Below are 22770 nucleotides of genomic sequence, written 5' to 3'. Positions count from 1 at the left end.
GTGAGGGCAGGACCCTTCAGCGCTCAGGAAAGGAACATCCATGCGCCCCGTTCTTCGTCTTCTCGGCGTCACCGCCCTCGGCCTGGTCCCGCTTCCCCTTGCCGCGCAGGACGCGCCGCCGCCGCGGGTGATCGAGGTCGCGCCCGATCAGTCGATCCCGGCGCCCGGCGCCCGCCTCCTCACCGTCACCGGCGAGGGCACGTCGAGCGTCGCGCCCGACATCGCGCGGGTGCAGATCGGCGTGGTGGAGGAGTCGGACAGCGCCGCCACCGCGCTCGACGCCGCCTCGGCCCGTCTGTCGGCCGCGGTAGAGGTGCTGACGGCCGCCGGCATTGCGTCCGAGGATTTGCAGACGACGGCGATCAACGTCTCGCCCCTCTACGAGTACGACGAGTCGGGGCGCCGGCGGGAGCCGGTCCGGTTCTCGGCCAGCTCCTCGCTCACCCTGACGGTGCGGGAGCTCGACAACCTCGGCACGATCCTCGACGCGGTGACCGAGGCGGGGCTGAACTCGATCGACAGCTTCGCGTTCGACCTGTCCGACCGGGCCGCCGCGCTGGACGCCGCGCGCACCGACGCGATCGCCGACGCCCGCACGCGGGCAGAGACCTACGCCGCGGCGGCGGGCGTCAGCCTCGGCCCGCTGGTCACGCTGACGGAAGGCGGCAGTGAGCCGCCGCCGATGCCGATGATGGAGGCGCGGATGATGGATTCCGGGGCCTCGATGCCGGTCCTGCCGGGCGAGATGGAGATCACGGCCACGGTGACGGCGGTCTGGGCGTTCGGGGACTGACGGAAGGGCGCGAAGGAAGTTCGCGGATTTCCGTCTGCCGCGGAGGGAATTTCGTCGATATTCCTTCGCGCTCCGGGGGGACGAGGGCGGCCCGGCGACGCGCGCCGGGCCGCTCGATATTCAGCCCGCCTTGTCCAGCGCCTGCGACAGGTCGGCGATCAGGTCGTCCGCGTCCTCGATCCCGATCGACAGCCGCACCACGTCCGGCGCCGCGCCGGCCTTCACCTGCTGCTCCTCCGTCAGCTGCCGGTGCGTGGTGGAGGCGGAGTGGATGACGAGGCTGCGGGTGTCGCCGAGGTTGGCGACGTGGCTGAACAGCTCCAGCGAATCCACGAGGCGGACGCAGGCGTCGTAGCCGCCCTTGAGCGCGACGGTGAACAGCGCCCCCGCGCCCTTCGGACAGATGGTGCCCATCCGCGACTTGTAGGGAGAGCTGTCGAGCCCGGCGTAGGTCACTGCCTCCACCGCGTCGTGCCCCTCGAGCCACTGCGCGACCTTCACCGCGTTCGCCACGTGCCGCTCCATCCGCAGGGACAGCGTCTCGATCCCCATCAGCGTGTAGTGCGCCGCCTGCGGGTTCATGGTCATGCCGAGGTCGCGCAGGCCGATGGCGATGCCGTGGAAGGTGTAGGCGAGCGGGCCGAACGTCTCGTGGAACTTCAGGCCGTGGTAGGCGGACTCGGGTTCGGACAGGGACGGGAACTTGCCGGAGGCGGACCAGTCGAACTTGCCGGAATCCACGATGCAGCCGCCGGTGACGGTGCCGTTGCCGGTCAGGTACTTGGTGGTCGAGTGCACGACGAGGGTCGCCCCGTGCTCGATCGGGCGGCAGAGGTAGGGGGTGGCCGAGGTGTTGTCGACGATGAGGGGGATGCCGGCCTCGTCCGCGATCTTCGCCAGCGCGGGCAGGTCCGAGATGTAACCGCCCGGGTTGGCGATGGATTCGCAGAAGATCGCGCGGGTGTCGTCGTCGATCGCCGCCTTCACCGCGTCGAGGTCGTCGGTGTCGACGAAGGTCGCGGACCAGCCGAAGCGCTTGATGGTGTTGGAGAACTGCGTGACCGTACCGCCATAGAGGCGCGTCGAGGCGACGATGTTCCGCCCCGGCGCCATCAGCGGGAACAGCGCCATGATCTGCGCCGCGTGCCCGGACGAGCAGCAGACCGCACCCTGGCCGCCCTCCAGTGTCGCGATCCGCTCCTGCAGCACCGCGACCGTGGGGTTGGTCAGGCGGGAATAGATGAAGCCGACCTCCTGCAGGTTGAACAGGGCGGCGGCGTGGTCGGCGTCGCGGAAGACGTAGGCCGTGGTCTGGTAGATCGGCGTCTGGCGGGCGCCGGTCGCGGGGTCGGGCCGGGCTCCGGCGTGGATCTGCAGCGTGTCGAAGCCGTACTGGGTCATCTTGTCCTCCCGGGTGTCTGTCCGGGCGGACCCTACGCTTCGGACCCGCGACCCTGCAATGGCGCGTCGTTCAGGCCGGCGGTGGCGAAGCCGTCGCCGGGCTTCATCACGCTGAACGAGCCGTCGCTCTCGAGGACGACGGCGGCGACGTCCTCTATCTCGGCCCCGGCCTGGGCGCGGACAACGGTCTCCAGCTCCTCCCGCGTGACGCGCTCGCGGCGCATCGCCTCGGGCAGCGGCTCGCCGTCGCGCAGCAGCAGCGCCGGCTCGGACCGGACCGCGCGGGCGACGCGGCGCGAGCGGACCGAGGCGAAGGCGACGGCGTACTGGCACGCGACGAGCGTCAGGATCGCGGCCCAGCCCTCGGCCAGGGCCACGTCCTTGCTGAGCAGGATCGTCGCGAGGGTGGAGCCGAGGGCCACCGTCACGACGAGGTCGAAGGCGTTGAGTTTGGCCAGCGTCCGTTTGCCCGACGCGCGCAGCGTCAGGATCATCAGGCCGTAGCCGCCGACGCCCATGACGACGGTGCGCAGCACGTCCGCCCAGCCGCTGAAGAGGATCTGGTCGAGGTCCATGCCCCGCCAACGGGCGGCGGCGGGGCTTGTTCCGGCGATCAGGAGATGCGGGCGATCAGCGCCTTCGCCGCGGCCGGGTTCGCCGCCTTGTGGCCTGAGATGACGTAGGCGAAGACGTCGCGCGGGGTCACGTCCGGCCGGCCGGCCAGCAGCGGTGCGCCGTCAGGCATCCCGCCGGCGGCGATGGTCTTCAGGTCCATGGCGCGCCGGTCGAGGGCGGCGGCGGCGTAGCCGTCCGCCTCGCCCTCCTCGGTGCCCATCATGCGGATGTAGACGAAGTCGGCCGTGGGGTCGGCGATCTCGGGGAACGTGCTGTCCATCGCCCAGACGATGGCGACGTTCCGGGCGCGGCAGATCTCCACCGCCTCGGGGGTGAGGAACGTCTCGTGCCGCAGCTCGACCGCGTGGCGCAGACGGTGGCCGCGGGTCTCGGGCGGAAGCAGGTCGAGGAACGCGGACAGGTCCTCGGGGTCGAACTTGTGGTGATCCGGCAGCTGCCAGACGATGGGGCCGAGCGCGGAGCCGAGCTCGATCAGTCCGCCTTCGGTGAAGCGGCTGACGCTCTCGGCGCCCTCGGCCAGCACCTTCTTGGCGGTGGCGTAGCGCGGCGCCTTCATCGAATAGACGAACCCGTCCGGCACGTCGGCGCGCCACTTGGCGAAGGTCTCGGCCTTCTGGCCGCGATAGAAGGTGCCGTTGATCTCGATCGTCGGGAGCTGCCGGGCGGCGTAGCTCAGCTCGTCCTTCACCTTCACCTCGGGCGGATAGAACGTCTCGCGCCAGGGCGCGTAGGTCCAGCCGCCGATGCCGATCCGGATGGTGCCGCTCATGGCGGCATGGTTGGCGCGGGAGAGGCGATCAGGCAAGGGGGATGTGGGTGGCCGGACCAGGCAAAGTGACGGTCCGGGCGGCGCCTGGGCCGGGTCTGCAGTTGGCGTGTGCCGCGCCGGGTGAGGCTGGTTGCCGACGGAGGGCAGCGGCTGGCCGCGGGCAGACGCTCCGACCGTGATGGTCAGTGCTTTATGGCGCGGCTCCGAACGACCTGTTTCGTCGCGCTTGCGGCGAGGAAGCGTCTGGCCGGGGGGCGGCCAGACGCTGCCCGGGCCGCTTGCGCGGCTGATTCCGGGCGGAGGAGTTTCGGCCGGTCTCGGACACGATATCACGTTGAAGCGTAAGCGCCCCGGTCGTGCCGGCGCCCTCAGTTCCAACGCGAACCAGGCCTCACCGCATCCACAGCCCCGCGGCGCGGATCGTCTTGCGGATGTCCTGCTCGCGGCGGGGCAGGGCGGCGCGGTCGAAGAGGGCGCGGACCTCGGCGCCCTTTCCCTGGTAGACCATCTTCTGCAGCGGGCGGTGAGCCTTCAGGACCTTCTTCACGGGGTTTGGCGCCGCGACCGCCTCCAGCATCGCCACCGCCGCGTCGCTCTCGCGGGCGTAGAGCAGGGGGAAGGTCCGGTAGTGACAGGTGACGTCGCCGTCGAGGCCGGCCAGCTCCGCCCCCGGGCGGCCGCCGCCGAGGGAATGGATCACCAGCGGCAGTGCGACCTGGTCGAGCCACGGGTCGAGCGGCTGCAGCGCCAGCTCGGGCGGCGGGTCGTCGCGGATGGACAGGGCCATCTCGGTGAAGCGGCGCCCGAACTCCGCCGGATCGGCGCCGAAGAACCAGCCGGCGTTGAAGTAGAGGTAGCGCCGCCAGAACTCGTCCGGCTCGGACAGGTCGAGCGAGGTCTCGAAGTCGAGGCCGAAGCGGTCGTACAGGCTGCGCCAGACGCCGGTGTAGCCCGGCCAGTAGACGTCCTCCACCGGCCAGGTCCCCTCGCGCCGCATCGACGCGGCGGGGCGGACGAAGTCGAACGGCACCGCGGCGAGATCGCCGAGGACCAGCGTGTCGGTGTCGAGGAACAGGAACGGCTCGTCCGCTGGCAGCGCGGCGAGACCCTCGATCTTGTTGCCGTAAGGATAGGCCGCGCCGAAGTGCCGGCTCTCGAACGGCACGATCTCGGCGCCCATCTCCTCCAGCAGGTTCCGCGGCCCCGGCGTCAGCCGCGGATCGTCCGGCCAGAGCGGGCCGGGCTGCGGCTCGGCAATGATCAGGCGGCCGGCAAAGTCGGGGCAGGCGCGCCGCAGCGACGCCGCCAGCAACACCGCTTCGTGCTCCAGCCGGCCGCCCTGGCCCACGGCCATGACGTTGAAAGGCTGGCGGTCGGAAGGGGGAGAGGCCATGCGCCGGGTGCCTGCGTATACTGTCCGCGCGGGACTATACCGGCAGCGTGCCCTGACAAAAGGGCAGGGCAATGGTGGGATGAGGGGGAAATGGTGGGCGACCCTGGAATCGAACCAGGCGTGGGTCTCCCCGGCGGAGTTACAGTCCGCTGCCGCACCTTGCAGCTCGTCGCCCGCGGCCGGACCCTCGGGCCCGGCGCGAGGGGCGGGATAGCGGCGGTGTCCGGAGGCGTCAAGCCATATCGCGGCGGCCCGATCGCGGCGGCCCGCCGCATGCCCTTGTGCCGCCGGGCGGGGCGACGCACATGGGGACCGGTAACGGGAGCCGTCGAGACATGAAGAAGCCCGCCTGGGTGATCGAGAAGGAGAAGGCCAAGCGCGCCGCCGCGGCCGAGACGGTGTGGCTGTTCGGCCTGCACGCGGTGTCGGACGCGCTGATGAATCCGCGGCGGCAGCGGCTGCGCCTGATCCTGACGCGCAACGCGGCGGACCGGATCGCCGACGCGGTGGCGGCGTCGGGGATGGAGCCGGAGATCGCCGATCCGCGGCGGTTCCCCGCGCCGCTGGACCCCGGGTCGGTCCACCAGGGCGCGGCGCTGGAGGCGAAGCCGCTGGACTGGGGCCGGCTCGAGGACGTGGCGATGGCCGAGGGGCCGGGCGCGCCGCGGCTGGTGCTGCTCGACAGGGTGACTGATCCGCACAACGTCGGCGCCATCCTGCGCTCGGCCGAGGTGTTCGGCGCGCGGGCGGTCGTGGGCGTGCAGCGGCACTCGGCGCCGGAAACGGGCGCGCTGGCCAAGGCGGCCTCGGGTGCGCTGGAGCGGCAGCCGTACCTGCGCGTCGGCAACCTCGGCCAGGCGATCGAGACGCTGCAGGCGTCGGGCTGGCTGGTGCTCGGCCTCGCCGGCGAGGCGGAGGACGAGATCGGCGCCGCGCTGGACGGGCGGCGGGACCGGGCGGTGGCGATCGTCCTCGGCGCCGAGGGGCCGGGCCTGCGCGAGAAGACGCGGGGGCTGTGCGACCGGCTGGTGCGGATCCCGGCGGCGGGGGCGTTCGGCTCGATGAACGTCTCCAACGCGGCGGCGGTCGCGCTCTACGCGTCGAGGCATGGAGCATGAGCCAGGCGAAGATCGCGACCTGCTGCTATTGCGGCACCCGGGCGACGCTCGTCCTCGCCGGGCGGACGCGGCACGAGCTGGCGTGTCGCAGCTGCGGCGCGCCGCTGACCAAGCTGAAGATGCTGCCGGTGCGGGACGACGCGGCCCCGGTGCGGCGCTCCGTCTCCTCCCCGCAGGTGGCGCGACCGGTGCAGCCGGCCCACCCGGTCCGGCCGAAGAAGCGCAAGGCTCCGAAGCGCGCGAAGAAGCTGTTCGGCGAGGTCTGGGACCTGATCGAGGACATCTTCGACTGACATCTTCCGTCACCTTGCCGCGAGGGGGCTAGGCGGACCGCGCCCGCGCGCCCATTCTGGGGGCCTGATCCGCCGGGAGGTCCCATGTCCAGCCGCCGCGCCGTCCTCGCCCTTCTCGCCGCCGTCCCGCTGCTCCCGCTCGCCCGGCCCGCCCGCGCCGCCTCCGAGGAGGTGTTCGCCGAGGGCGGGATCGCCATCCGCGGCGCCGATCCGGTCGGCTATTTCCGCGAGGGCGGGCCCGTTGCGGGATCGGCCGCGCACCGGCTGATGTGGCGCGGCGCGGTCTGGCACTTCGCCTCCGCCGCCAACCTCGCCGCCTTCGAGGGCGATCCCGTGCGGTTCGCCCCGCGCTACGGCGGCTACTGCGCCTTTGCGCTGGCGCGGGGCGCGCTGGCGCCGACGGTCCCGGACGCGTTCACGATCCACGAGGGGCGGCTCTACCTCAACTATTCGCTGGGGATCAGGTCGCTCTGGCAGGCGGACCTGCAGGGTCACATCCGGGCGGCGGACGGACATTGGCCGCAGATCCTCGGTTGACACGCCGTTCACGTTGTCGGGACCGGTGGTTCCCCGAGGCCCGATTCGTGCCAATATCGATCTGGAGACGCGCGAAGAATGGAACCTGCCGTCTCACACTGTCCCTCGTTCCACACCTTGCGCCCGGATCCCACCGGGCGCATTTTTCTTTGGGGAGGTGAGACGTGGACTATTCCGACGATCTGCTGCGCGACACGCTGAGGCGTGCCCGGATCATCGCCGTCGTCGGCGTGTCCGCCAACCCGGTGCGCCCCTCCTACTTCGTCGCTCGCTACCTGGGGCTGAAGGGCTACCGCGTGATTCCGGTCAACCCGGGCCTGGCGGGGCAGGTTCTGCTGGGCGAGCGGGTGTACGGCACGCTCGCCGAGGTGCCGGACGCGGTGGACATGGTGGACGTGTTCCGCCGCTCGGACGCGGTGCCCGGGCTCGTGGACGAGGCGCTGGAGCGCTGGCCGGAGCTGCAGACGATCTGGCTGCAGATCGGCGTGCGCCACGACGAGGCCGCGGCGAAGGCCGAGGCGCGGGGGGTGCGGGTCATCCAGGACCGCTGCCCCAAGATCGAGTACCAGCGCCTGATGGGCGAGTTGCGCATGGGCGGCTTCGCGACCGGCGTGATCTCGTCGCGGCTGGGGTGAGGCGCAAGAAAAGCCTTCCCCCTCCCGGGCTTGCCCCGGGACCTCGCGCAATTCCGCGACGGGTCGCCGGGTCCGCCGGTCAACCGGCCGAGCGATCCGAAGTCCCTTGGCCCGTGTGATCCACCCCGGACCCCGTGAGCGCTAAAAGTGGCGAGGCCCCGGCTCAGGGCCGGGGCGGGTTGCAGGGAGGATGCGTCCATCCTTCCCCGTCCCGGGCTTGCCCCGGGACCTCGCGCAATTCCGCAACGGGGCGCCGGCTCCGCCGGTCCACCGGCCGGGCGATCCGAACTCCCTTGGCCCGTGAGAACCACCCCGGACCCCGTGAGCGCCAAAGCGGCAGGCCCCGGCTCAGGGCCGGGGCGGGTTGCAGGGAGGGGGCGTCCATCCTTCCCCGTCCCGGGCTTGACCCGGGACCTCGCGCAGTCCGGAACCACCGGCTCAACCCGTCCGGCCCGCCTTCTCCGCAATCCCGGACGTCCCCTCGCGCCGCGCCAGCTCCGCCTCGATGTCCTCCAGGGTCACCCCGCGGGCGGCGCACATGACGAGGAGGTGGTACAGCGCGTCGGCGGCCTCCGCCGTCAGGCGGGCGGGGTCGTCGCGGACGGCCTCGATCACGGCCTCCACCGCCTCCTCGCCGAACTTCTCGGCCGCCTTCACCGGGTCGGCGAGGAGCTTGGCCGTCCAGCTTTCCGACGGATCCGCGCCGCGGCGGGCGGCGATGGTGGCGGCGAGGCGGGCGAGCGCGCTCATGGCCGGACCGGGATGCCGGCGGCGGCCATCGCGGCCTTGGCCTCGGCGATGGTGTAGGTGCCGAAGTGGAAGATCGACGCGGCGAGGACGGCCGAGGCGCCGCCCTCGGTGACCCCCGCGACGAGGTGGTCCAGCGAGCCGACGCCGCCCGAGGCGATCACCGGCACGTCAACGGCGTCGGCGACGGTGCGGGTGAGGGCGAGGTCGAAGCCGGACTTGGTGCCGTCGCGGTCCATGGAGGTGAGGAGGATCTCGCCGGCGCCCTTGCGTGCGGCGGTCACGGCGAACTCCACCGCGTCGATCCCGGTGGGGCGGCGGCCGCCGTGGGTGAAGATTTCCCACCGGCCGGGTCCGACGGCCTTGGCGTCGATGGCGCAGACGATGCACTGGCTGCCGAAGCGCAGCGCGGCCTCGGTCAGCACGTCGGGATTGGCGACCGCGGCGGAGTTGAAGCTCACCTTGTCGGCGCCCGCCAGCAGGAGCGCCCGGACATCCGCGACCGTCCGCACCCCGCCGCCGATGGTCAGCGGCATGAAGCACTGCTCGGCCGTGCGGGTGGCGAGGTCGTACATCGTGCCGCGGTTCTCGTGCGTGGCGTGGATGTCGAGGAAGCACAGCTCGTCCGCGCCGGCGGCATCGTAGGCGCGGGCGGATTCGACCGGGTCGCCGGCGTCGATCAGGTCCACGAAGTTGACGCCCTTGACGACGCGTCCGTCGGCGACGTCGAGGCAGGGGATGATGCGGGTCTTGAGCATGGGGCGGTCATAGGCGGGGCGGCAGGGCTTGGGAAGGGGGCGGGCGGGGGCGAAGCCTTGGACATGCCCAGCGCTCTTCGCGCCCCGGCCCTGAGCCGGGGCCTCTCGCGGTCCGGGTGCCCGGTTCGTTGGCGATCCTCCGGGACGCGTCCTCCCCCCGGAACCGGTGCCAATGCGCGGCCCGGGCAGCGCACGGGGCCAGACACCCCGGAGTCGCCGGCGCAACTGTAGTCGCCCCCGCCCCGAGCCAGGGCCGCGCTGTCCTGGTCCGCCCGGTGGCGCGGGGTCCCGGCTCGGGGCCGGGACGGGTTGGCCAAGGGCGACGGCGCCCTCTACTCCGACAGAGCTGCCAGGGCGACGCCGAGACTCAGCGAGCCGTCGTAGAGGGCGCGGCCGACGATTGCGCCGGCGATGGAGCCGGTGGCGCGGAGCGCCTGGAGGTCCTGAACGGACGACACGCCGCCCGAGGCGATGACCGGGATCGTGACCTGCCGCGCCAGCGCGTCGGTGGCGGCGACGTTCGGCCCCTGCATCGCGCCGTCGCGCAGGATGTCGGTGTAGATGATCGCGGCCAGCCCCTGGTCCTCGAAGTGCTTGGCCAGATCCTCGGCCATCATGTCGCTGTCCTCGGCCCAGCCGCGGGTCGCGACGCGGCCGTGGCGGGCGTCGAGACCGATGGCGACCTGTCCGGGGAAGGCCCGCGCCGCCTCGCGCACGAAGGCCGGGTCCTCCACCGCCGCGGTGCCGAGGATCACCCGCGAGACGCCGCGGCCGAGCCAGTCCTCGACCGTGGCCATGTCGCGGATGCCGCCGCCCAGCTGTGCCGGAGTGCCCTTCGTCGCGGCCAGGATCGCCTCGACCGCGGCGCCGTTCACCGGCCGCCCCTCGAACGCGCCGTCGAGGTCGACGAGGTGCAGCCAGCGACAGCCGTGGGCGACGAACTCCGCCGCCTGCGCGGCGGGATCGGAGTTGAAGACGGTCGCGCTGTCCATCTCGCCCCGGACGAGGCGCACGGCCTGGCCGCCCTTGAGGTCGATCGCGGGGTAGAGGTCCATCTCGCCAGTCTCCGTCTCGCGGCTGCTCTCGGCTCCCTCTGGCACGGGGGCCGCGTGCGTGCAACGCGCGGCGGCGGCGGGCGCTCCGCAACGTCACGCTTGATCGGCGGGCGGGGCGCGGGGCCTGATCCGGCCATCATCCCGGGAGGAGACCATGATGATCCGCACTTTCGCCGCCGCGCTGACGGTGGCCGTCCTCGCCCTGCCCGCGCTCGCCCAGAACGAAGAGGTGATCGGCGACTGGCGCACGCAGCCCGACGACAACGGCAACTACGGCATCGTCCGCATCGCGCCCTGCGGTCAGGCCTATTGCGGCGTCCTCGTCGCCAGCTACGACAGCGCCGGCAACGCGATCGACAGCCCCAACACCGGGCGCAACATCGTCTGGGACATGCGGCCCTACGGCGACGGCCATTACGACGATGGCCAGATCTACGCCCCCGATCGGGACGCAACCTACAACTCCGAGATGGACCTCGCGGGCGACCAGCTGACGGTGAAGGGCTGCTTCCTCGGCATCTGCCGCGGCCAGACCTGGACCCGGAACTGAGGCGTTCGCCCGGCGCGGCGCCTCAGGACGCGGCGCCGGCCTGCGCCATCCGCGCCCGGCCCGCGCCGCCGAGGCCGAGCGCGGCGGCCAGGCCGAGACGGTGGGCGACGGACCACAGCAGGAGAGGCCCCGCGATCCCGGCGGCGACCCCGGCGACGAGGTGGACCGGCACGGACGTCACGCCCGCGATCTGCAGCGCGACGCGGACCGCGGCGGCGAAGATCACGTGCGAGACGTAGATCGGCATGGTCAGCGGACCGAGCCGCTCCAGCGCGGGCAGGCGGGCGGGCAGGTTGGCCACCGCGAGGACGAAGCCCGCAGTCGCGAGGCCGGTGGCGAGGTAGAAGAGCGGCGCGGCGGCCAGCCCCGCCGTGAAGGCCAGCGCCTGGCCGGCGGCGAACAGCACCGCGCCCGGCAGCGCCAGCGCCGGCCGCCCGGTCAGGCGGGGCACGCGCTCCGCGCCGATCAGGTAGCCGGCGGCGAACCACGGCAGATGGACGAGGCCGAGCCACAGCATCCCCAGACCGGGGTCGGGGACGATGCCGGCGACCATCGCCGCCGAGAGGCCGACCAGCAGCGCGGCCGCGGCCTGCGGCGGAAGCCGGCGGGCGGCCCAGACCAGCACCTGGATGAAGGCCAGCGCGGCGAGGAACCAGAACACGGATTTCGGCGGCCAGGGATAGCCGAGGATGCCCCAGGCTCCCATCGGCGCGCCCCAGGCGGCGTGGGCCGCCCCCTCGATCCACGACCACAGCAGGAACGGCCAGACCAGCCGCGCCGCCCAGCGGGCGAGGAACGGCCGCGGCGCCCGCGGCGGGGCGAAGAACAGCCCTGCCAGCAGGAAGAAGACCGGCATGTGGAACAGGTAGACCGCCGCGTCGATGGCGCGGAAGGCGGGGGTGTTCGCGAGCAGGCCGTCGCCGGCGAGGCCGCGCCAGACGTGACCGGCGACCACGAGGACGATGGCCGCCCCGCGCACCCGGTCGAGCCCCGCGTCGCGCGCGCTCATGGCGCCCAGGTCAGGAAGTTGGCAATCAGGCGCAGTCCCGCGGCCTGGCTCTTCTCGGGGTGGAACTGGGCGCCGATCACGGTGTCCCGGCCGACGATCGCGGTGACCGGGCCGCCGTAGTCGGCATGGGCCAGCAGGCACGTCGGGTCGGTCACCGCCATGTGCCAGGAATGGACGAAATAGGCGTGGTCGCCGGTCGCGATCCCCTCGAGGACCGGGTGGCCGCCGGAGACGACGAGATCGTTCCAGCCCATGTGCGGGACCTTCAGCGACGACTCGGTCGGGGCGATGCGCACCACCTCGCCCGGGATCCAGCCGAGGCCGGGGGTCGGTTCGTATTCGTGCCCGCGCTGCGCCAGCATCTGCATGCCGACGCAGATGCCGAGGAACGGGCGGCCCCTGACCTCCACCGCCTCGCGGATCGCCTCGGTCATGCCGTCCACGGCGTCCAGCGCGCGCCGGCAGGCGGGAAAGGCGCCGTCTCCGGGAAGGACGATGCGGTCGGCGCGGGCCACCACGTCGGCCTCGGACGTGACGACGACGGTGCCGCCGCCGGTCTCGGCCGCCATCCTCTCGAAGGCCTTCTGCGCCGAGTGCAGGTTGCCGCTGTCGTAGTCGATGAGGGCGGTGAGCATGGGGGCGGTCCGGATGGCGGGGGCAGGCCGGGATTAGGCGATGTGGGGGCGGCTCTCAAGGGCGGCGGCGCGGTCGGGACATCGGGGGGCGAACGGCAGGGCCACGTTCCCGTCTGCATGCCGCGCTCAGAGGGACGTCGGACGTCCCGTCCGCACCCCGCGATCACCCGGTGCCACTCTCGACCCCCGCCCCGGCCTTGAGCCGGGGCCCCGCCGGACCGGCGCGCGACGTCGATCGGGGCCCCGGCTCAGGGCCGGGGCGGGAGCATTGAGCCGATCGGTCTGAGTGCGGCCGCTCCGCCCCCTACAGCGTCCCCTTCGTCGAAGGGATCGCGTCCGCCTGCCGCGGGTCCGGCTCCACCGCCTCGCGCAGGGCGCGGGCGACGGCCTTGAACGCGGCCTCGGCGATGTGGTGGCTGTTCACCCCGTGCAGCCGGTCGACATGCAGGGTGATGCCGCCGTGGGTGGCGAGCGCCTGGAAGAACTCGCGCACCAGCTCGGTGTCGAAGGTGCCGATCTTCGCGGTGGGGAAGGGGACCGACCACACCAGGAACGGCCGCCCCGACAGGTCGAGCGCGGCGCGCACCAGCGCGTCGTCCATCGGCAGCAGGCACGACCCGTAGCGGCGGATGCCGCGCTTGTCCCCGATCGCGCGCGCGAGCGCCTGGCCGAGCGCGATGCCGGTATCCTCGACCGTGTGGTGGTCGTCGATGTGCAGGTCGCCCGTCGCGCGAACCTTGATGTCGATCAGCGAGTGCCGCGCCAGCTGGTCCAGCATGTGGTCGAAGAAACCGATCCCGGTGCGGCAGTCGCGCGCGCCGGTGCCGCCCAGCCGGACGCTGACCGAGATGTCGGTCTCGGCGGTGGTGCGGGTGATCGTCGCCTCGCGCATGGTCGCGGCCTCTCGATGGGTCGGGCGGCTTATAGGAGCGGTGCCGGCCCGCGCCAAGCCGCCGCGACGGCGTTTGGGCGGTCGGGAAAGCTGGCGTAGCATCGGCGCCATAAAGCGATTCGGGCGGCCGGGGGGCCGCTGCACCATTTCAGTTCGACGGGGGATTTCCCGATGACGTTCCTTCTGAACCGGGCGGCCCGTGCCGCCGTTCTCGCGCTCGCCCTGGGTCTCGCCGCTCCCGCCGTCCTCGCGCAGTCGACCATGTCGACGACCGTGAACGGCATCACCGTGACCGTCATCGGCAACGGCAACCAGATCATGGAGGATTCGCCCGACGGTGCGAAGGTGACGCTGAACGCCGATACGGTCGAGGCGAGCCCCGGCCTCGTCGTGGTGAACGGCGAGGAGTTCGAGGTCGAGGGGCCGTCGGCGGTCACGCTCGACGGCAGCGGCAACGTGGTGCGCGTGCTCGCCGATGGGGCGGAGATCTGGCAGCGCTCCAAGGTCGACGACCTCCGGACCCGCGCCGAGGGCGGCGAGGTGAACGCGATGGGCCTGCTGGCCATGGCCTACTTCAACGGCGACGGCGTGGACAGGGACGACGCCGAGGGCGCCGCGTGGCTGACCCGGGCGGCCGAGGCGGGCGGCGCCGAGGCACAGTCGGTGCTGGCCTTCCGCTACGCCGACGGGCTGGGCGTGCCCCAGGACTATGCCGAAGCGCGGCGCTGGGCCGAGGCCGCCGCGGCGCAGGGCTACTCGAACGTCTACGCCCTTCTCGGGCAGATGCTGATGAAGGGGATCGAGGGCCCGGCCGATCCGGCGCGCGGGATCGAGCTGCTGACCCTCGGCGCCGAGGACGGGGACGACCTCGCCCAGATGCTTCTCGGTGTGGCCTACGGGACCGGCGACGGTGTCGCGATGGACACCGCGCGGGCGGCGGACCTGTACCGCGCGGCGGCCGAGCAGGGGAACATGCAGGCGACGCGCAACCTCGCCGTCCTCGCGGCCGAGAGCGCGTTCGCCATCGTGCCGCGCGACGAGGCCGAGGCGCTGCTGGCGCGGCTGGAGGAGGCCGACCACCCCGACGCCGGGACGCTGCGCGGCATGTTCGAGCGCGCCGCCGCGCCGGCCGCCGCCGCGGAGGCCGCGCCGGAGACGCTCTACTATTACGCCGACGGGTCAGAGACGGTGGGGCCGATGACCCTGCCCGATCTGAGGGCCGCTCAGGCCGATGGGCGGGTCGGGCCGCAGACCTGGGTGATCGAGGCGGGACAGACGGAATGGGTCGCAGCGGGCGAGTTCGCGCCGCTGGCCGAGTGAGCTGACCAACAGGAGACGGTTTCATGAGCATCACCTTCACCAGGGGACTGCCGCCGCTGGCGCTGGCGCTCCTGCTGGCCAGCACCGCCCCGGCGGCGCTGGCGCAGGGCACGGACGCGCCCGACGCACCGCCGGCGGACACGGGAACGGATACCGGGACCGACACCGGCGCCGGCGACGAGTCCCCGACGCCGGATGCCGGCGTGCCGCCCGAAGGCAGCGACGCCACCGGCGACGCCGTCCTCGACGGGGCCGGTGGCGATCCAGAGGAGGAGGAGGCGGCACCGCCCCCGCCGCCACCTCCGCCGCCCCCTCCGCCTCCGCCGCCGCCCGAGGATGTCGCCGACGAGACGCCGCCGCCCCCGCCACCGCCCGAGGACGACGCCCCGCCGCCGCCGCCTCCTCCACCGCAGATCAGCTACTGGATCGTCGAGAACGGCGAGCAGGCCGGTCCCTTCGGCCGGGTCGAACTGGCGCAGCGGATCGCCGACGGCGCGCTCACCGGCCAGACTCTCGTCTGGACGGCCGGGATGGCCGAATGGACGGCCGCGTCCGAGGTCGAGGACGTCGCCGCCCTGCTGCCCGACGACGGCGCGGCGCCCGACACGGGCGCGCCGGACTTCAGGGCGATCCTGACGGGCACCTGGTACGACGAGGGAATGGTCCCGCTCGACGGCGGCGGCCAGGGCTTCGCGCGGGTCTGGACGACCTACAATGCGGACGGCAGCTACTGGAGCCAGGGCTCGCTCGACCTCGGCGGCGTGATCGCCCAGATCGAGAGCCAGGGCACCTGGAGCTGGGCGGCCGCGGGCGGCCAGCGCGTCACGGTCACCGTGAACGGAACGCTGATGGTCGCGGTGCCGGGGCAGGTGCCTGTCACCGACCGGCTGAACGAGACCACGACCTACGAGGTCGTCGACGGCAATTCGCTGCGCGACGTGTCGGCGGGGATGATCTCGCGCCGGGTGAACTGACTGGTCGGGGGCCGTGCCGTGCGGTGCGGCCCCTCTCGCATGCAGGGGCCCGGAACGACAAAGCCGCCCCGGAGGGCGGCTCGGTCGAAACTGGAGCGGGCGATGAGATTCGAACTCACGACCCTTACCTTGGCAAGGTAATGCTCTACCCCTGAGCTACGCCCGCCTCCGTTTCGGTGAGGGGGGAGATAACGTCGCCGGCGGGGGGCTGCAAGAGGATTTTTTCGGGCGGGAAGCAGGGGAAGGGGCCGTCGCATCGGGCCGTCCTGCCGCGGCCCTGATCGGCCGCTCGCGGTTCGCATCGCCCCGGTCCCATCGTCTGAAGACAGCCGCCCGGGGCCGTGCGCCGGCCCCGACCGAGGCAGGCGACCATCTCCTTGCGATCCCCGGCTCGCGGCTGGTGCGGGCCGGGTTCGGCGTGACCTGGAGAAAGGCCGGCCGGGGCGGGGCCTAGCCTCTACTCGAACTCCACCAGCAGGTCCTTGGCGTCGATCTGGGCGCCCGGGGTCACGTGGACCGCCTTCACCGTGCCGTCGCGGTCGGCGTGGATGCCGGTCTCCATCTTCATCGCCTCGATGGTGAGGAGCAGATCGCCCGCGTGGACGCTGGCGCCGGCCTGGGCGGCGATGGAGGAGACGACGCCGGGCATCGGCGCGCCGACATGGGCGGCATTGCCGAGTTCCGCCTTAGGACGCTTGGCGGAGGCGCCCTGCACGCGGCGGTTCGGCACGCGCACCGTGCGGGGCTGGCCGTTCAGCTCGAAGAAGACGCGGACCTCGCCGTCATCGCCGGTCTCGCTGACGGCCTGCAGGCGGATTTCCAGCGTCTTGCCGGGGTCGATCTCGGCGGCGATCTCCTCGCCCGGCTCCATGCCGTAGAAGAAGGTCCGCGTCGGCAGGGCCGAGACGGGTCCGTAGGTCTGGTGGCGCTCGGCATAGTCGGCGAAGACCTTGGGATACATGAGGTACCCGGCGACGTCCTCGTCGCTGGCGGCGTGCCCCAGCTTCTCGGCCAGATCGGCCCGCACCGCCTCGATGTCCACCGGTTTCAGATGCTTGCCGGGCCGGTCGGTGAGCGGCTTCTCGGTCTTCAGCACCTTCTTCTGGATGCCTTCCGGCCAGCCGCCCGGAGGCTGGCCGAGGTTGCCCTTCATCATGTCGACGACGCTGTCGGGGAAGGACACGTCCACCTTCGGATCCTCGACCTGGGCGCGGCTCAACCCCTGGGAGACCATCATCAGGGCCATGTCACCGACGACCTTGGACGACGGCGTCACCTTCACGATGTCGCCGAACATCATGTTCACGTCGGCGTAGGCCTGCGCCACCTCGTGCCAGCGCTCCTCCAGCCCCAGCGACCGCGCCTGCGCCTTCAGGTTGGTGAACTGCCCGCCGGGCATCTCGTGCAGGTAGACCTCGGACGCCGGCGCCTGCAGGCCGCTCTCGAACGCGGCGTAGTGGGCGCGCACCGACTCCCAGTAGTTCGAGATCTCGCGGATCGCGCCGATGTCGAGGCCGGTGGCGCGGTCGGTGTGTTTCAGCGCCTCGACCACCGAGCCGAGCGTCGGCTGCGAGGTGTTGCCCGACAGCGCGTCCATCGCCGCGTCGACGCAGTCCACGCCCGCCAGAGCGGCGGCCATGATGGTCGAGATCGCGGCGCCGGACGTGTCGTGGGTGTGGAAGTGGACGGGCAGGCCGACCTCGGACTTCAGCGTCCGGATCAGAACGTCGGCGGCGACGGGCTTCAGCAGCCCCGCCATGTCCTTGAGGCCGAGGACGTGGGCGCCGGCCGCCTCCAGCTCCCTGGCCATTTCGACGTAGTACTTGAGGTCGTACTTGGACCGCTCGGGGTCCAGCATGTCGCCGGTGTAGCAGATCGTGCCCTCGCAGACCTTGCCGCTCTCGATGACCGCATCCATCGCGACGCGCATGTTCTCGACCCAGTTCAGGCTGTCGAACACGCGGAACACGTCGACGCCGGCCTGCGCCGCGGTGGCGACGAAGAACTGCACGACGTTGTCGGGATAGTTGGTGTAGCCGACGCCGTTCGAGGCCCGCAGCAGCATCTGCGTCAGCACGTTCGGCATGGCGGACCGGATCGCCGCCAGCCGCTCCCACGGGTCCTCCTGCAGGAAGCGGTAGGCGACGTCGAAGGTCGCGCCGCCCCAGCACTCGACCGAGAACAGGTCGCCCATCTTCGCGGCATAGGTCGGCGCCACGCGGACCATGTCGATGGAGCGCATGCGCGTCGCCAGCAGCGACTGGTGCCCGTCGCGCATCGTGGTGTCGGTGACGAGCAGCCTGTCCTGCGCCAGCATCCAGTCGGCAACCGCCTTCGGTCCCTGCTCGTCCAAGAGCTGCCGGGTGCCGGCCCGCCAGTCCACCGGCGGGNGGAGCGGCGCCTTCGGCGGGCGGGAGTCGGTGGCGGGCAGGGGGCGCCCTTCCGTCTCGGGGTGGCCGTTCACCGTGATGTCGGCGACGTAGGTGAGCAGCTTCGTCGCGCGGTCCTTCCGCGCCTTGAAGTCGAACAGCTCGGGCGTCGTGTCGATGAACTTGGTCGAGTACTCGTTGTTCAGGAAGGTCGGGTGCTTCAGCAGGTTGATGACGAAGTCGATGTTGGTGCTGACGCCGCGGATGCGGAACTCGCGAAGCGCCCGGTCCATGCGGGCGATCGCCATCTCGGGCGTCGGCGCCCGCGCCGTCACCTTGGTCAAGAGCGAGTCGTAGTAGCGGGTGATGACTGCGCCCGAATAGGCGGTGCCGCCGTCGAGGCGGATGCCGGGGCCGGTCGCGCTGCGGTAGGTCTGGATGCGGCCGTAGTCGGGGATGAAGTTGTTGGTCGGATCCTCGGTCGTGACCCGGCACTGCAGGGCGTGGCCGTCCAGCGGCACGTCGTACTGCGACGCCTTGCCCGTCGCCTCGACGATGCTCTTGCCCTCGGCGATGAGGATCTGCGCGCGTACGATGTCGATGCCCGTGACCTCCTCGGTCACGGTATGCTCGACCTGCACGCGGGGGTTCACCTCGATGAAGTAGAACTCGCCAGAGTCCATATCCATCAGGAACTCGACCGTGCCGGCGCACTCGTAGCCGACATGCTCGCAGATCTTCTTGCCGAGGTTGCAGAGCCGCTCGCGCTGGGTCTCGGAAAGATACGGCGCCGGCGCCCGCTCCACCACCTTCTGGTTGCGGCGCTGGACGGAACAGTCGCGCTCCCACAGGTGATAGATATTGCCCTGCCTGTCGCCGAGGATCTGCACCTCGACGTGGCGGGCGCGGGTGATCATCTTCTCGAGGTACCCTTCGCCGTTGCCGAACGCCGCCTCGGCCTCGCGCCGGCCCTCGCGAACCTTCTCCTCCAGCTCCTTCTCGTTCTCGATCGGCCGCATGCCCCGGCCGCCGCCGCCCCAGGACGCCTTGAGCATCAGGGGATAGCCGATCTCGGCCGCCTCCTTGCGGATTGCCGTCATGTCGTCGCCGAGGACCTCGGTCGCGGGGATGACCGGCACGCCGGCCTCGATCGCGACGCGGCGGGCGGAGGCCTTGTCGCCCAGCTGGCGCATCGTCTTCGCCTTCGGGCCGATGAAGGTGATGCCGGCGGCGTCGCAGGCGTCCACGAGGTCGGGGTTCTCGGACAGCAGGCCATAGCCCGGATGGATCGCGTCCGCGCCCGACGCCTTGGCGATGCGGATGATCTCGGGGATCGACAGGTATGCCTGAACGGGGCCGAGGCCCTCGCCGATGCGGTAGGCCTCGTCCGCCTTGAAGCGGTGCAGGCCCAGCTTGTCCTCTTCGGCGAAGACGGCGACCGTGCGTTTGCCCATCTCGTTCGCGGCCCGCATGATGCGGATCGCGATCTCGCCCCGGTTCGCCACGAGGATCTTCGCGAAATCGGCCATGTGCAGCGCCCCCGGCTTGCGGTCGTGTGTCGGACCGATGCTGATGCTGCAGTGCGGAAAACGCAAGGGGCGGGCCGGAGCCCGCCCCTTGTGCCGTCGTCCAGACGGTCAGCCGCCCGTGCGCTGGGACGGTTGCGGCTGCGGTCCCCGGCCGCGCAGCGGGATCTCCTGCAGCCGCGTCGCGAGGAACAGTCCGGCCAGGGCGAGGCCGCAGGCGATATAGAAGACCGGGTGCACGGCGTTCGTCACCGCCTCGCCGATGAGCTCGCGCACCTGCTCCGGCAGTCCGTCGAGCGTCGCCGGCCCCAACTCGAACCCGCCGCCGACCTCGCCGGCGCCCGGGACTCCCGCCATGCTCGCCGCCATCCGCGATGCGAACAGCGCGCCGAAGGCGGCGACGCCGAGAGAGCCGCCGATCTGCCGGAACATGATGCCCGACGCGGTCGCGGTACCCACCTGCTCGGGCGGGGCCGCGCTCTGCACCGCGGTGGTCACGACGGGGAAGATGCAGCCCATGCCGATGCCGACGAAGACGAGGTAGATGCTGAAGGTCAGCGTCCCGGTGTCCGGCGTCAGACGGGTCAGGAGGAACATGCCGAAGGCGAGGCTGGTCAGACCGATCAGCGGCAGGCGGTAGTAGCGTCCCGTCCGCCCCATGTACCGGCCGCAGATGTTGGACGCCGTCAGGATGCCGGCGGTCAGCGGAATCAGCATCAGCCCCGATTCGGTGGGCGAGGCGCCGCGGGCGATCTGCAGGTAGACCGGCAGGAAGGTGATCGCGCCGAACATCGCCGCGCCCGAGATGAAGCCGATCGCGCTGGTCACGCGGAACACGTTCATCCCGAACAGCGACAGCGGGATGATCGGCTCGGCCGCGCGGGCTTCGATCCAGAAGAACAGCGCGCCGGCGACGAGGGCCAGCGCGGCGAGGCCGATCGAGGGGGCGGAGGTCCAGGGCAGGGTGTTGCCGCCCAGGGAGGTGAAGAGCGTCAGCGAGGCGAGCGAGACCGAGAGGGCGGCCGCACCGGCCCAGTCGATCCGGTGCTGTGTGCGCACGCCCGTCGGCTTGAACGAGGCTGCGAACATCGCGACGGCGAGGCCGCCGAGCGGAATGTTGAAGTAGAAGATCCAGTGCCAGCTGGCGATCTCGACGAACCAGCCGCCGACGAGGGGGCCGATCACCGACGACACCGCGAAGGCCGAGGCGAAGACGCCCTGCACCCGCCCGCGCTGGCGCGGCGGGATGACGTCGGCCACGACCGACAGGGCGAGGACGAACAGGCCGCCGCCGCCGAGGCCCTGGATCGCCCGGAACAGGATCAGCTGGGTCATCGTCTGCGACATGCCGCAGAGCGCGGAGCCCAGAAGGAACAGGCCGACCGAGAAGAAGATGATGTTCCGCCGCCCGTAGAGGTCGCCGAGCTTGCCGTAGAGCGGCGCCGCGACGGTGGAGGCGAGGATGTAGGCGGTGACGACCCAGCTCAGATGCTCCAGCCCGCCGAGGTCGGCGACGATGGTCGGCAGCGCGGTCGAGACGATGGTCTGGTCGAGCGAGGCGAGGAGGAGCAGCAGCCCGATCGAGACGACGACGAGCTTGACCCACCGGGGCAACGGCTCGATCGCCGTCGGCTCGGCGGCGGGGGCCGGGGCGGAGGCGGAGGACATGGGAGGATCGCTTTGTTGTGACACGGCTGGAAATAGGACGTGCCATAATACGTGTCAACAGCACATATTTGTTCGGAGCAACCTGTTGACCGGGCGCCGTCGGGTCCCCATAACCTGTCCATCATGCCAGCATTCGCCCGCACTGCCCCGCCCGACCCCGACACCCGCCCGTCGACCGCCGCCGATCCGATCCGGCGCATGATCGCCGAGGCGGGGCACGAGGGCGCGACCGCCGACGCGTTCGCCTCGTTCGACGCCGCCTTCTTCCAGTTCATACGGATGATCCGCATGGGCGAGGTGCCGCGGAAGATCATGGCGCGGCTCGGCCTCGACCTCGACATCGCGCAATTCCACATGCTGGTTGCGATCCACCGTATCGCCGGCGGCATCGGTCGCGAGCGGGCCGAGGCGGCGACCGTGGGTCTGGTGGCGGAGGAACTGGCGATCGACCCCAGCCGCGCCAGCCGGATCGCCAGCGACCTGATCCAGCGCGGCTACCTGCGGCGGGAGGCGGCGCAGGACGACGGCCGCAAGTCGGTGCTGGTGCTGACGCACAAGGCCGACGACGCGTTCGCCGAGTTTCGCGCGGCGCGCTGGGAACGGATGCTCGCCGCCTTCGACGGCTGGAGCGAGGAGGAGATCGCCACCTTCTCGCGCCTGTTCGCGCGATTCGTGGCGGCGCACCGGGACAGTTATTCGGACTGAGGGCCCTCCGCCTGCAGCCCACGCGCGAAGGAATTTCGACGAATTTCCTTCTGCCGCAGACGGAATTTCGTCGAAATTCCTTCGCGCGCCCGTCGGAAATCGGGAGGGGCGGACGACGGTCGGGGCGATGCCCCTACCACTCCATCTGCGGTGCACCGGCCCCGTCGTAGACCTGCACCAGCGCGCATTCGATCAGGCCCTCGCGCGTGCACATCAGCGTCTCCAGCCCTTCCGCCGCCGCCGCGTTCGGCAGGCCGCAGATGATCTCGTGCCAGTGCGGGCCCTGCTCGCTCTGCACGAAGAAGTCCGCCGTCCACCCGGCCGGCGAGCAGGCGGCGGTGATGAGGCAATCCTCCTCCAGCGCGCCGCCGGCGACGCACTCGGCCCGCGCCTCGGCGACCGCGGTGTCGAAATCCTCGGCGATGCCGATCCCGCTCGACTGTTCGGGCGCCTGCGCGAAGGCGATGGCGCCGGCCCAGGACTGGGCGACGGCGAGACCGGGTGCCAGCGCGAGGGCGGCAGGGAGGAGGAGACGGGTCACGGGCGATCCTTTTTCTGACGTGCGGGAAGCATAGGGGCGGGTGAGGCGGGTTGTCATCCGTCGAGCGGGACGCCTCGTTCCGGCCCCGGACCGATGACGCGGCTGTTGCGTGGGGCGAGAGAGTGACCCCTGCGATCAGGCGACACCCGTCCCGGGCCTGGCCCGGCAACTGTAACCTCAGGGGTTGGCTGTCGCGTAGTCCTTGGCGTCGCGGAGCATGGCGTTGAGGACGGTGAGGAGCTTGCGTGCGACGGCGATGATGGCCTGCTTGGGACGCTTTCCGGCGGCCTCGAGGCGGGCGCGGAAGGCGGCGAAGGCAGGGTCCCGGCGCGAGGCCTGCAGGCCGGCGAGGTAGAGCAGCGAGCGGATCACCGGTCGGCCGCCGGCGATCCTGCGGGGCGGGCTGCGCATCCCGGAGTCGCGCGCGACCGGCGCCAGTCCCGCCA

23 protein-coding genes and 2 tRNA genes are annotated in these 22770 nt (G+C 71.7%); 9 read left to right on the top strand and 16 right to left on the bottom strand.

The window, feature by feature from the left end; translation table 11 throughout:
• The first annotated feature begins 40 nt into the window (after positions 1-40).
• Positions 41-793 (top strand): SIMPL domain-containing protein, encoded by a 753-nt coding sequence (locus A37W_RS0119260; RefSeq protein WP_018304688.1) that lies wholly within the window; start codon positions 41-43, stop codon positions 791-793.
• Between the two features lie 120 nt (positions 794-913).
• Here the strand turns inward: A37W_RS0119260 and A37W_RS0119255 are convergent, their stop codons facing one another.
• The 5 genes from A37W_RS0119255 to A37W_RS23940 all read right to left on the bottom strand — a co-directional run bounded on the left by A37W_RS0119255 (position 914) and on the right by A37W_RS23940 (position 5167).
• On the bottom strand, positions 914-2194 hold the full coding sequence (locus A37W_RS0119255) for an O-acetylhomoserine aminocarboxypropyltransferase/cysteine synthase family protein (protein WP_018304687.1): 1281 nt from the start codon (positions 2192-2194) through the stop codon (positions 914-916).
• 32 nt (positions 2195-2226) lie between these two features.
• Positions 2227-2769: a DUF421 domain-containing protein gene (locus A37W_RS0119250; protein WP_018304686.1), complete on the bottom strand. Its 543-nt coding sequence runs from the start codon at positions 2767-2769 to the stop codon at positions 2227-2229.
• A gap of 38 nt (positions 2770-2807) precedes the next feature.
• The gene (locus tag A37W_RS0119245; protein WP_018304685.1) at positions 2808-3599 is read right to left on the bottom strand and encodes a DUF72 domain-containing protein; all 792 of its coding nucleotides are present in this window, start codon (positions 3597-3599) and stop codon (positions 2808-2810) included.
• 391 nt (positions 3600-3990) lie between these two features.
• Positions 3991-4992 carry a GT-B fold glycosyltransferase domain-containing protein gene (locus A37W_RS0119240; RefSeq protein ID WP_018304684.1) on the bottom strand — a complete coding sequence of 334 codons (1002 nt, stop codon included), beginning with the start codon at positions 4990-4992 and terminating at the stop codon, positions 3991-3993.
• 91 nt (positions 4993-5083) lie between these two features.
• A tRNA-Tyr gene (locus A37W_RS23940) sits at positions 5084-5167 on the bottom strand.
• A 160-nt stretch (positions 5168-5327) separates the two neighbouring features.
• Between A37W_RS23940 and A37W_RS0119235 the strand changes: the two genes are divergently transcribed.
• The 4 genes from A37W_RS0119235 (at position 5328) to A37W_RS0119220 (ending at position 7575) form a co-directional block, all read left to right on the top strand.
• A complete protein-coding gene (locus A37W_RS0119235; RefSeq protein ID WP_018304683.1) occupies positions 5328-6110 on the top strand; it encodes a TrmH family RNA methyltransferase in 783 nt (260 codons plus the stop codon).
• A complete protein-coding gene (locus A37W_RS0119230) occupies positions 6107-6403 on the top strand; it encodes a hypothetical protein (protein ID WP_018304682.1) in 297 nt (98 codons plus the stop codon). Before A37W_RS0119235 ends, A37W_RS0119230 begins: the two co-directional genes overlap by 4 nt.
• 84 nt (positions 6404-6487) lie before the next feature.
• Entirely contained in the window at positions 6488-6940 is a 453-nt protein-coding gene (locus A37W_RS0119225) for a YHS domain-containing (seleno)protein (RefSeq protein WP_018304681.1), read from the top strand.
• Between the two features lie 164 nt (positions 6941-7104).
• Entirely contained in the window at positions 7105-7575 is a 471-nt protein-coding gene (locus tag A37W_RS0119220) for a CoA-binding protein (protein ID WP_018304680.1), read from the top strand.
• Positions 7576-8013: 438 nt separating this feature from the next.
• Here the strand turns inward: A37W_RS0119220 and A37W_RS0119215 are convergent, their stop codons facing one another.
• The 3 genes from A37W_RS0119215 to hisA form a co-directional block, all read right to left on the bottom strand.
• Entirely contained in the window at positions 8014-8325 is a 312-nt protein-coding gene (locus tag A37W_RS0119215) for a phosphoribosyl-ATP diphosphatase (protein ID WP_018304679.1), read from the bottom strand.
• Positions 8322-9080 carry an imidazole glycerol phosphate synthase subunit HisF gene (hisF, locus tag A37W_RS0119210; RefSeq protein WP_018304678.1) on the bottom strand — a complete coding sequence of 253 codons (759 nt, stop codon included), beginning with the start codon at positions 9078-9080 and terminating at the stop codon, positions 8322-8324. Before hisF ends, A37W_RS0119215 begins: the two co-directional genes overlap by 4 nt.
• A 332-nt stretch (positions 9081-9412) precedes the next feature.
• Positions 9413-10135, bottom strand: a complete 723-nt coding sequence (hisA, locus tag A37W_RS0119205) for a 1-(5-phosphoribosyl)-5-[(5-phosphoribosylamino)methylideneamino]imidazole-4-carboxamide isomerase (protein ID WP_018304677.1) — start codon at positions 10133-10135, stop codon at positions 9413-9415.
• Positions 10136-10292: 157 nt separating this feature from the next.
• On the opposite strand from hisA, the gene A37W_RS0119200 reads away from it, so the two are divergent.
• Positions 10293-10685 (top strand): DUF2147 domain-containing protein, encoded by a 393-nt coding sequence (locus A37W_RS0119200; protein WP_026198614.1) that lies wholly within the window; start codon positions 10293-10295, stop codon positions 10683-10685.
• A 22-nt stretch (positions 10686-10707) separates the two neighbouring features.
• Here the strand turns inward: A37W_RS0119200 and A37W_RS23030 are convergent, their stop codons facing one another.
• The 3 genes from A37W_RS23030 to hisB all read right to left on the bottom strand — a co-directional run bounded on the left by A37W_RS23030 (position 10708) and on the right by hisB (position 13221).
• Positions 10708-11694 carry an acyltransferase family protein gene (locus A37W_RS23030; protein ID WP_018304675.1) on the bottom strand — a complete coding sequence of 329 codons (987 nt, stop codon included), beginning with the start codon at positions 11692-11694 and terminating at the stop codon, positions 10708-10710.
• Positions 11691-12329, bottom strand: a complete 639-nt coding sequence (hisH, locus tag A37W_RS0119185) for an imidazole glycerol phosphate synthase subunit HisH (RefSeq protein WP_018304674.1) — start codon at positions 12327-12329, stop codon at positions 11691-11693. The genes A37W_RS23030 and hisH overlap by 4 nt, the downstream gene beginning before the upstream one ends.
• Positions 12330-12633: 304 nt before the next feature.
• The gene (gene hisB / locus A37W_RS0119180; protein ID WP_018304673.1) at positions 12634-13221 is read right to left on the bottom strand and encodes an imidazoleglycerol-phosphate dehydratase HisB; all 588 of its coding nucleotides are present in this window, start codon (positions 13219-13221) and stop codon (positions 12634-12636) included.
• 171 nt (positions 13222-13392) lie between these two features.
• Here hisB and A37W_RS23025 point away from each other — a divergent pair, with 171 nt between their 5' ends.
• Together A37W_RS23025 and A37W_RS24610 are read left to right on the top strand one after the other, a co-directional pair.
• Positions 13393-14541 carry a GYF domain-containing protein gene (locus tag A37W_RS23025; protein WP_018304672.1) on the top strand — a complete coding sequence of 383 codons (1149 nt, stop codon included), beginning with the start codon at positions 13393-13395 and terminating at the stop codon, positions 14539-14541.
• Positions 14542-14564: 23 nt separating this feature from the next.
• Entirely contained in the window at positions 14565-15515 is a 951-nt protein-coding gene (locus A37W_RS24610; protein ID WP_026198612.1) for a DUF4339 domain-containing protein, read from the top strand.
• 91 nt (positions 15516-15606) lie between these two features.
• Here the strand turns inward: A37W_RS24610 and A37W_RS0119165 are convergent.
• The 3 genes from A37W_RS0119165 to A37W_RS0119155 all read right to left on the bottom strand — a co-directional run bounded on the left by A37W_RS0119165 (position 15607) and on the right by A37W_RS0119155 (position 21078).
• Positions 15607-15681, bottom strand: a tRNA-Gly gene (locus tag A37W_RS0119165).
• 291 nt (positions 15682-15972) lie between these two features.
• Entirely contained in the window at positions 15973-19413 is a 3441-nt protein-coding gene (locus A37W_RS0119160; protein WP_018304671.1) for a pyruvate carboxylase, read from the bottom strand.
• A 108-nt stretch (positions 19414-19521) separates the two neighbouring features.
• Positions 19522-21078 carry an MDR family MFS transporter gene (locus tag A37W_RS0119155; protein WP_018304670.1) on the bottom strand — a complete coding sequence of 519 codons (1557 nt, stop codon included), beginning with the start codon at positions 21076-21078 and terminating at the stop codon, positions 19522-19524.
• A gap of 123 nt (positions 21079-21201) precedes the next feature.
• Between A37W_RS0119155 and A37W_RS0119150 the strand changes: the two genes are divergently transcribed.
• On the top strand, positions 21202-21783 hold the full coding sequence (locus tag A37W_RS0119150; protein ID WP_156169330.1) for a MarR family winged helix-turn-helix transcriptional regulator: 582 nt from the start codon (positions 21202-21204) through the stop codon (positions 21781-21783).
• Positions 21784-21916: 133 nt separating this feature from the next.
• Here A37W_RS0119150 and A37W_RS0119145 read toward each other — a convergent pair whose 3' ends face one another.
• Positions 21917-22324: a hypothetical protein gene (locus A37W_RS0119145; protein ID WP_018304668.1), complete on the bottom strand. Its 408-nt coding sequence runs from the start codon at positions 22322-22324 to the stop codon at positions 21917-21919.
• Between the two features lie 177 nt (positions 22325-22501).
• On the bottom strand, positions 22502-22770 hold a 269-nt coding region (locus tag A37W_RS22485; protein WP_018304667.1), incomplete at its 5' end, for a transposase.

Origin of the sequence: Wenxinia marina DSM 24838 (assembly GCF_000379485.1) — a bacterium.
Lineage (GTDB): Bacteria > Pseudomonadota > Alphaproteobacteria > Rhodobacterales > Rhodobacteraceae > Wenxinia > Wenxinia marina.
The sequence above is the reverse complement of the archived record's forward strand: the minus strand, read 5'-3'. Positions and strand labels throughout refer to the sequence as shown.

Excerpts from the sequence above, each read along its gene's own strand:
- A37W_RS0119260 (WP_018304688.1), top strand. The coding sequence starts at position 41 with ATGCGCCCCGTTCTTCGTCTTCTCGGCGTCACCGCCCTCGGCCTGGTC.
- A37W_RS0119255 (WP_018304687.1), bottom strand. The coding sequence starts at position 2,194 with ATGACCCAGTACGGCTTCGACACGCTGCAGATCCACGCCGGAGCCCGG.
- A37W_RS0119250 (WP_018304686.1), bottom strand. The coding sequence starts at position 2,769 with ATGGACCTCGACCAGATCCTCTTCAGCGGCTGGGCGGACGTGCTGCGC.
- A37W_RS0119245 (WP_018304685.1), bottom strand. The coding sequence starts at position 3,599 with ATGAGCGGCACCATCCGGATCGGCATCGGCGGCTGGACCTACGCGCCC.
- A37W_RS0119240 (WP_018304684.1), bottom strand. The coding sequence starts at position 4,992 with ATGGCCTCTCCCCCTTCCGACCGCCAGCCTTTCAACGTCATGGCCGTG.
- A37W_RS0119235 (WP_018304683.1), top strand. The coding sequence starts at position 5,328 with ATGAAGAAGCCCGCCTGGGTGATCGAGAAGGAGAAGGCCAAGCGCGCC.
- A37W_RS0119230 (WP_018304682.1), top strand. The coding sequence starts at position 6,107 with ATGAGCCAGGCGAAGATCGCGACCTGCTGCTATTGCGGCACCCGGGCG.
- A37W_RS0119225 (WP_018304681.1), top strand. The coding sequence starts at position 6,488 with ATGTCCAGCCGCCGCGCCGTCCTCGCCCTTCTCGCCGCCGTCCCGCTG.
- A37W_RS0119215 (WP_018304679.1), bottom strand. The coding sequence starts at position 8,325 with ATGAGCGCGCTCGCCCGCCTCGCCGCCACCATCGCCGCCCGCCGCGGC.
- hisF (WP_018304678.1), bottom strand. The coding sequence starts at position 9,080 with ATGCTCAAGACCCGCATCATCCCCTGCCTCGACGTCGCCGACGGACGC.
- hisA (WP_018304677.1), bottom strand. The coding sequence starts at position 10,135 with ATGGACCTCTACCCCGCGATCGACCTCAAGGGCGGCCAGGCCGTGCGC.
- A37W_RS0119200 (WP_026198614.1), top strand. The coding sequence starts at position 10,293 with ATGATCCGCACTTTCGCCGCCGCGCTGACGGTGGCCGTCCTCGCCCTG.
- A37W_RS23030 (WP_018304675.1), bottom strand. The coding sequence starts at position 11,694 with ATGAGCGCGCGCGACGCGGGGCTCGACCGGGTGCGCGGGGCGGCCATC.
- hisH (WP_018304674.1), bottom strand. The coding sequence starts at position 12,329 with ATGCTCACCGCCCTCATCGACTACGACAGCGGCAACCTGCACTCGGCG.
- hisB (WP_018304673.1), bottom strand. The coding sequence starts at position 13,221 with ATGCGCGAGGCGACGATCACCCGCACCACCGCCGAGACCGACATCTCG.
- A37W_RS23025 (WP_018304672.1), top strand. The coding sequence starts at position 13,393 with ATGACGTTCCTTCTGAACCGGGCGGCCCGTGCCGCCGTTCTCGCGCTC.
- A37W_RS24610 (WP_026198612.1), top strand. The coding sequence starts at position 14,565 with ATGAGCATCACCTTCACCAGGGGACTGCCGCCGCTGGCGCTGGCGCTC.
- A37W_RS0119155 (WP_018304670.1), bottom strand. The coding sequence starts at position 21,078 with ATGTCCTCCGCCTCCGCCCCGGCCCCCGCCGCCGAGCCGACGGCGATC.
- A37W_RS0119150 (WP_156169330.1), top strand. The coding sequence starts at position 21,202 with ATGCCAGCATTCGCCCGCACTGCCCCGCCCGACCCCGACACCCGCCCG.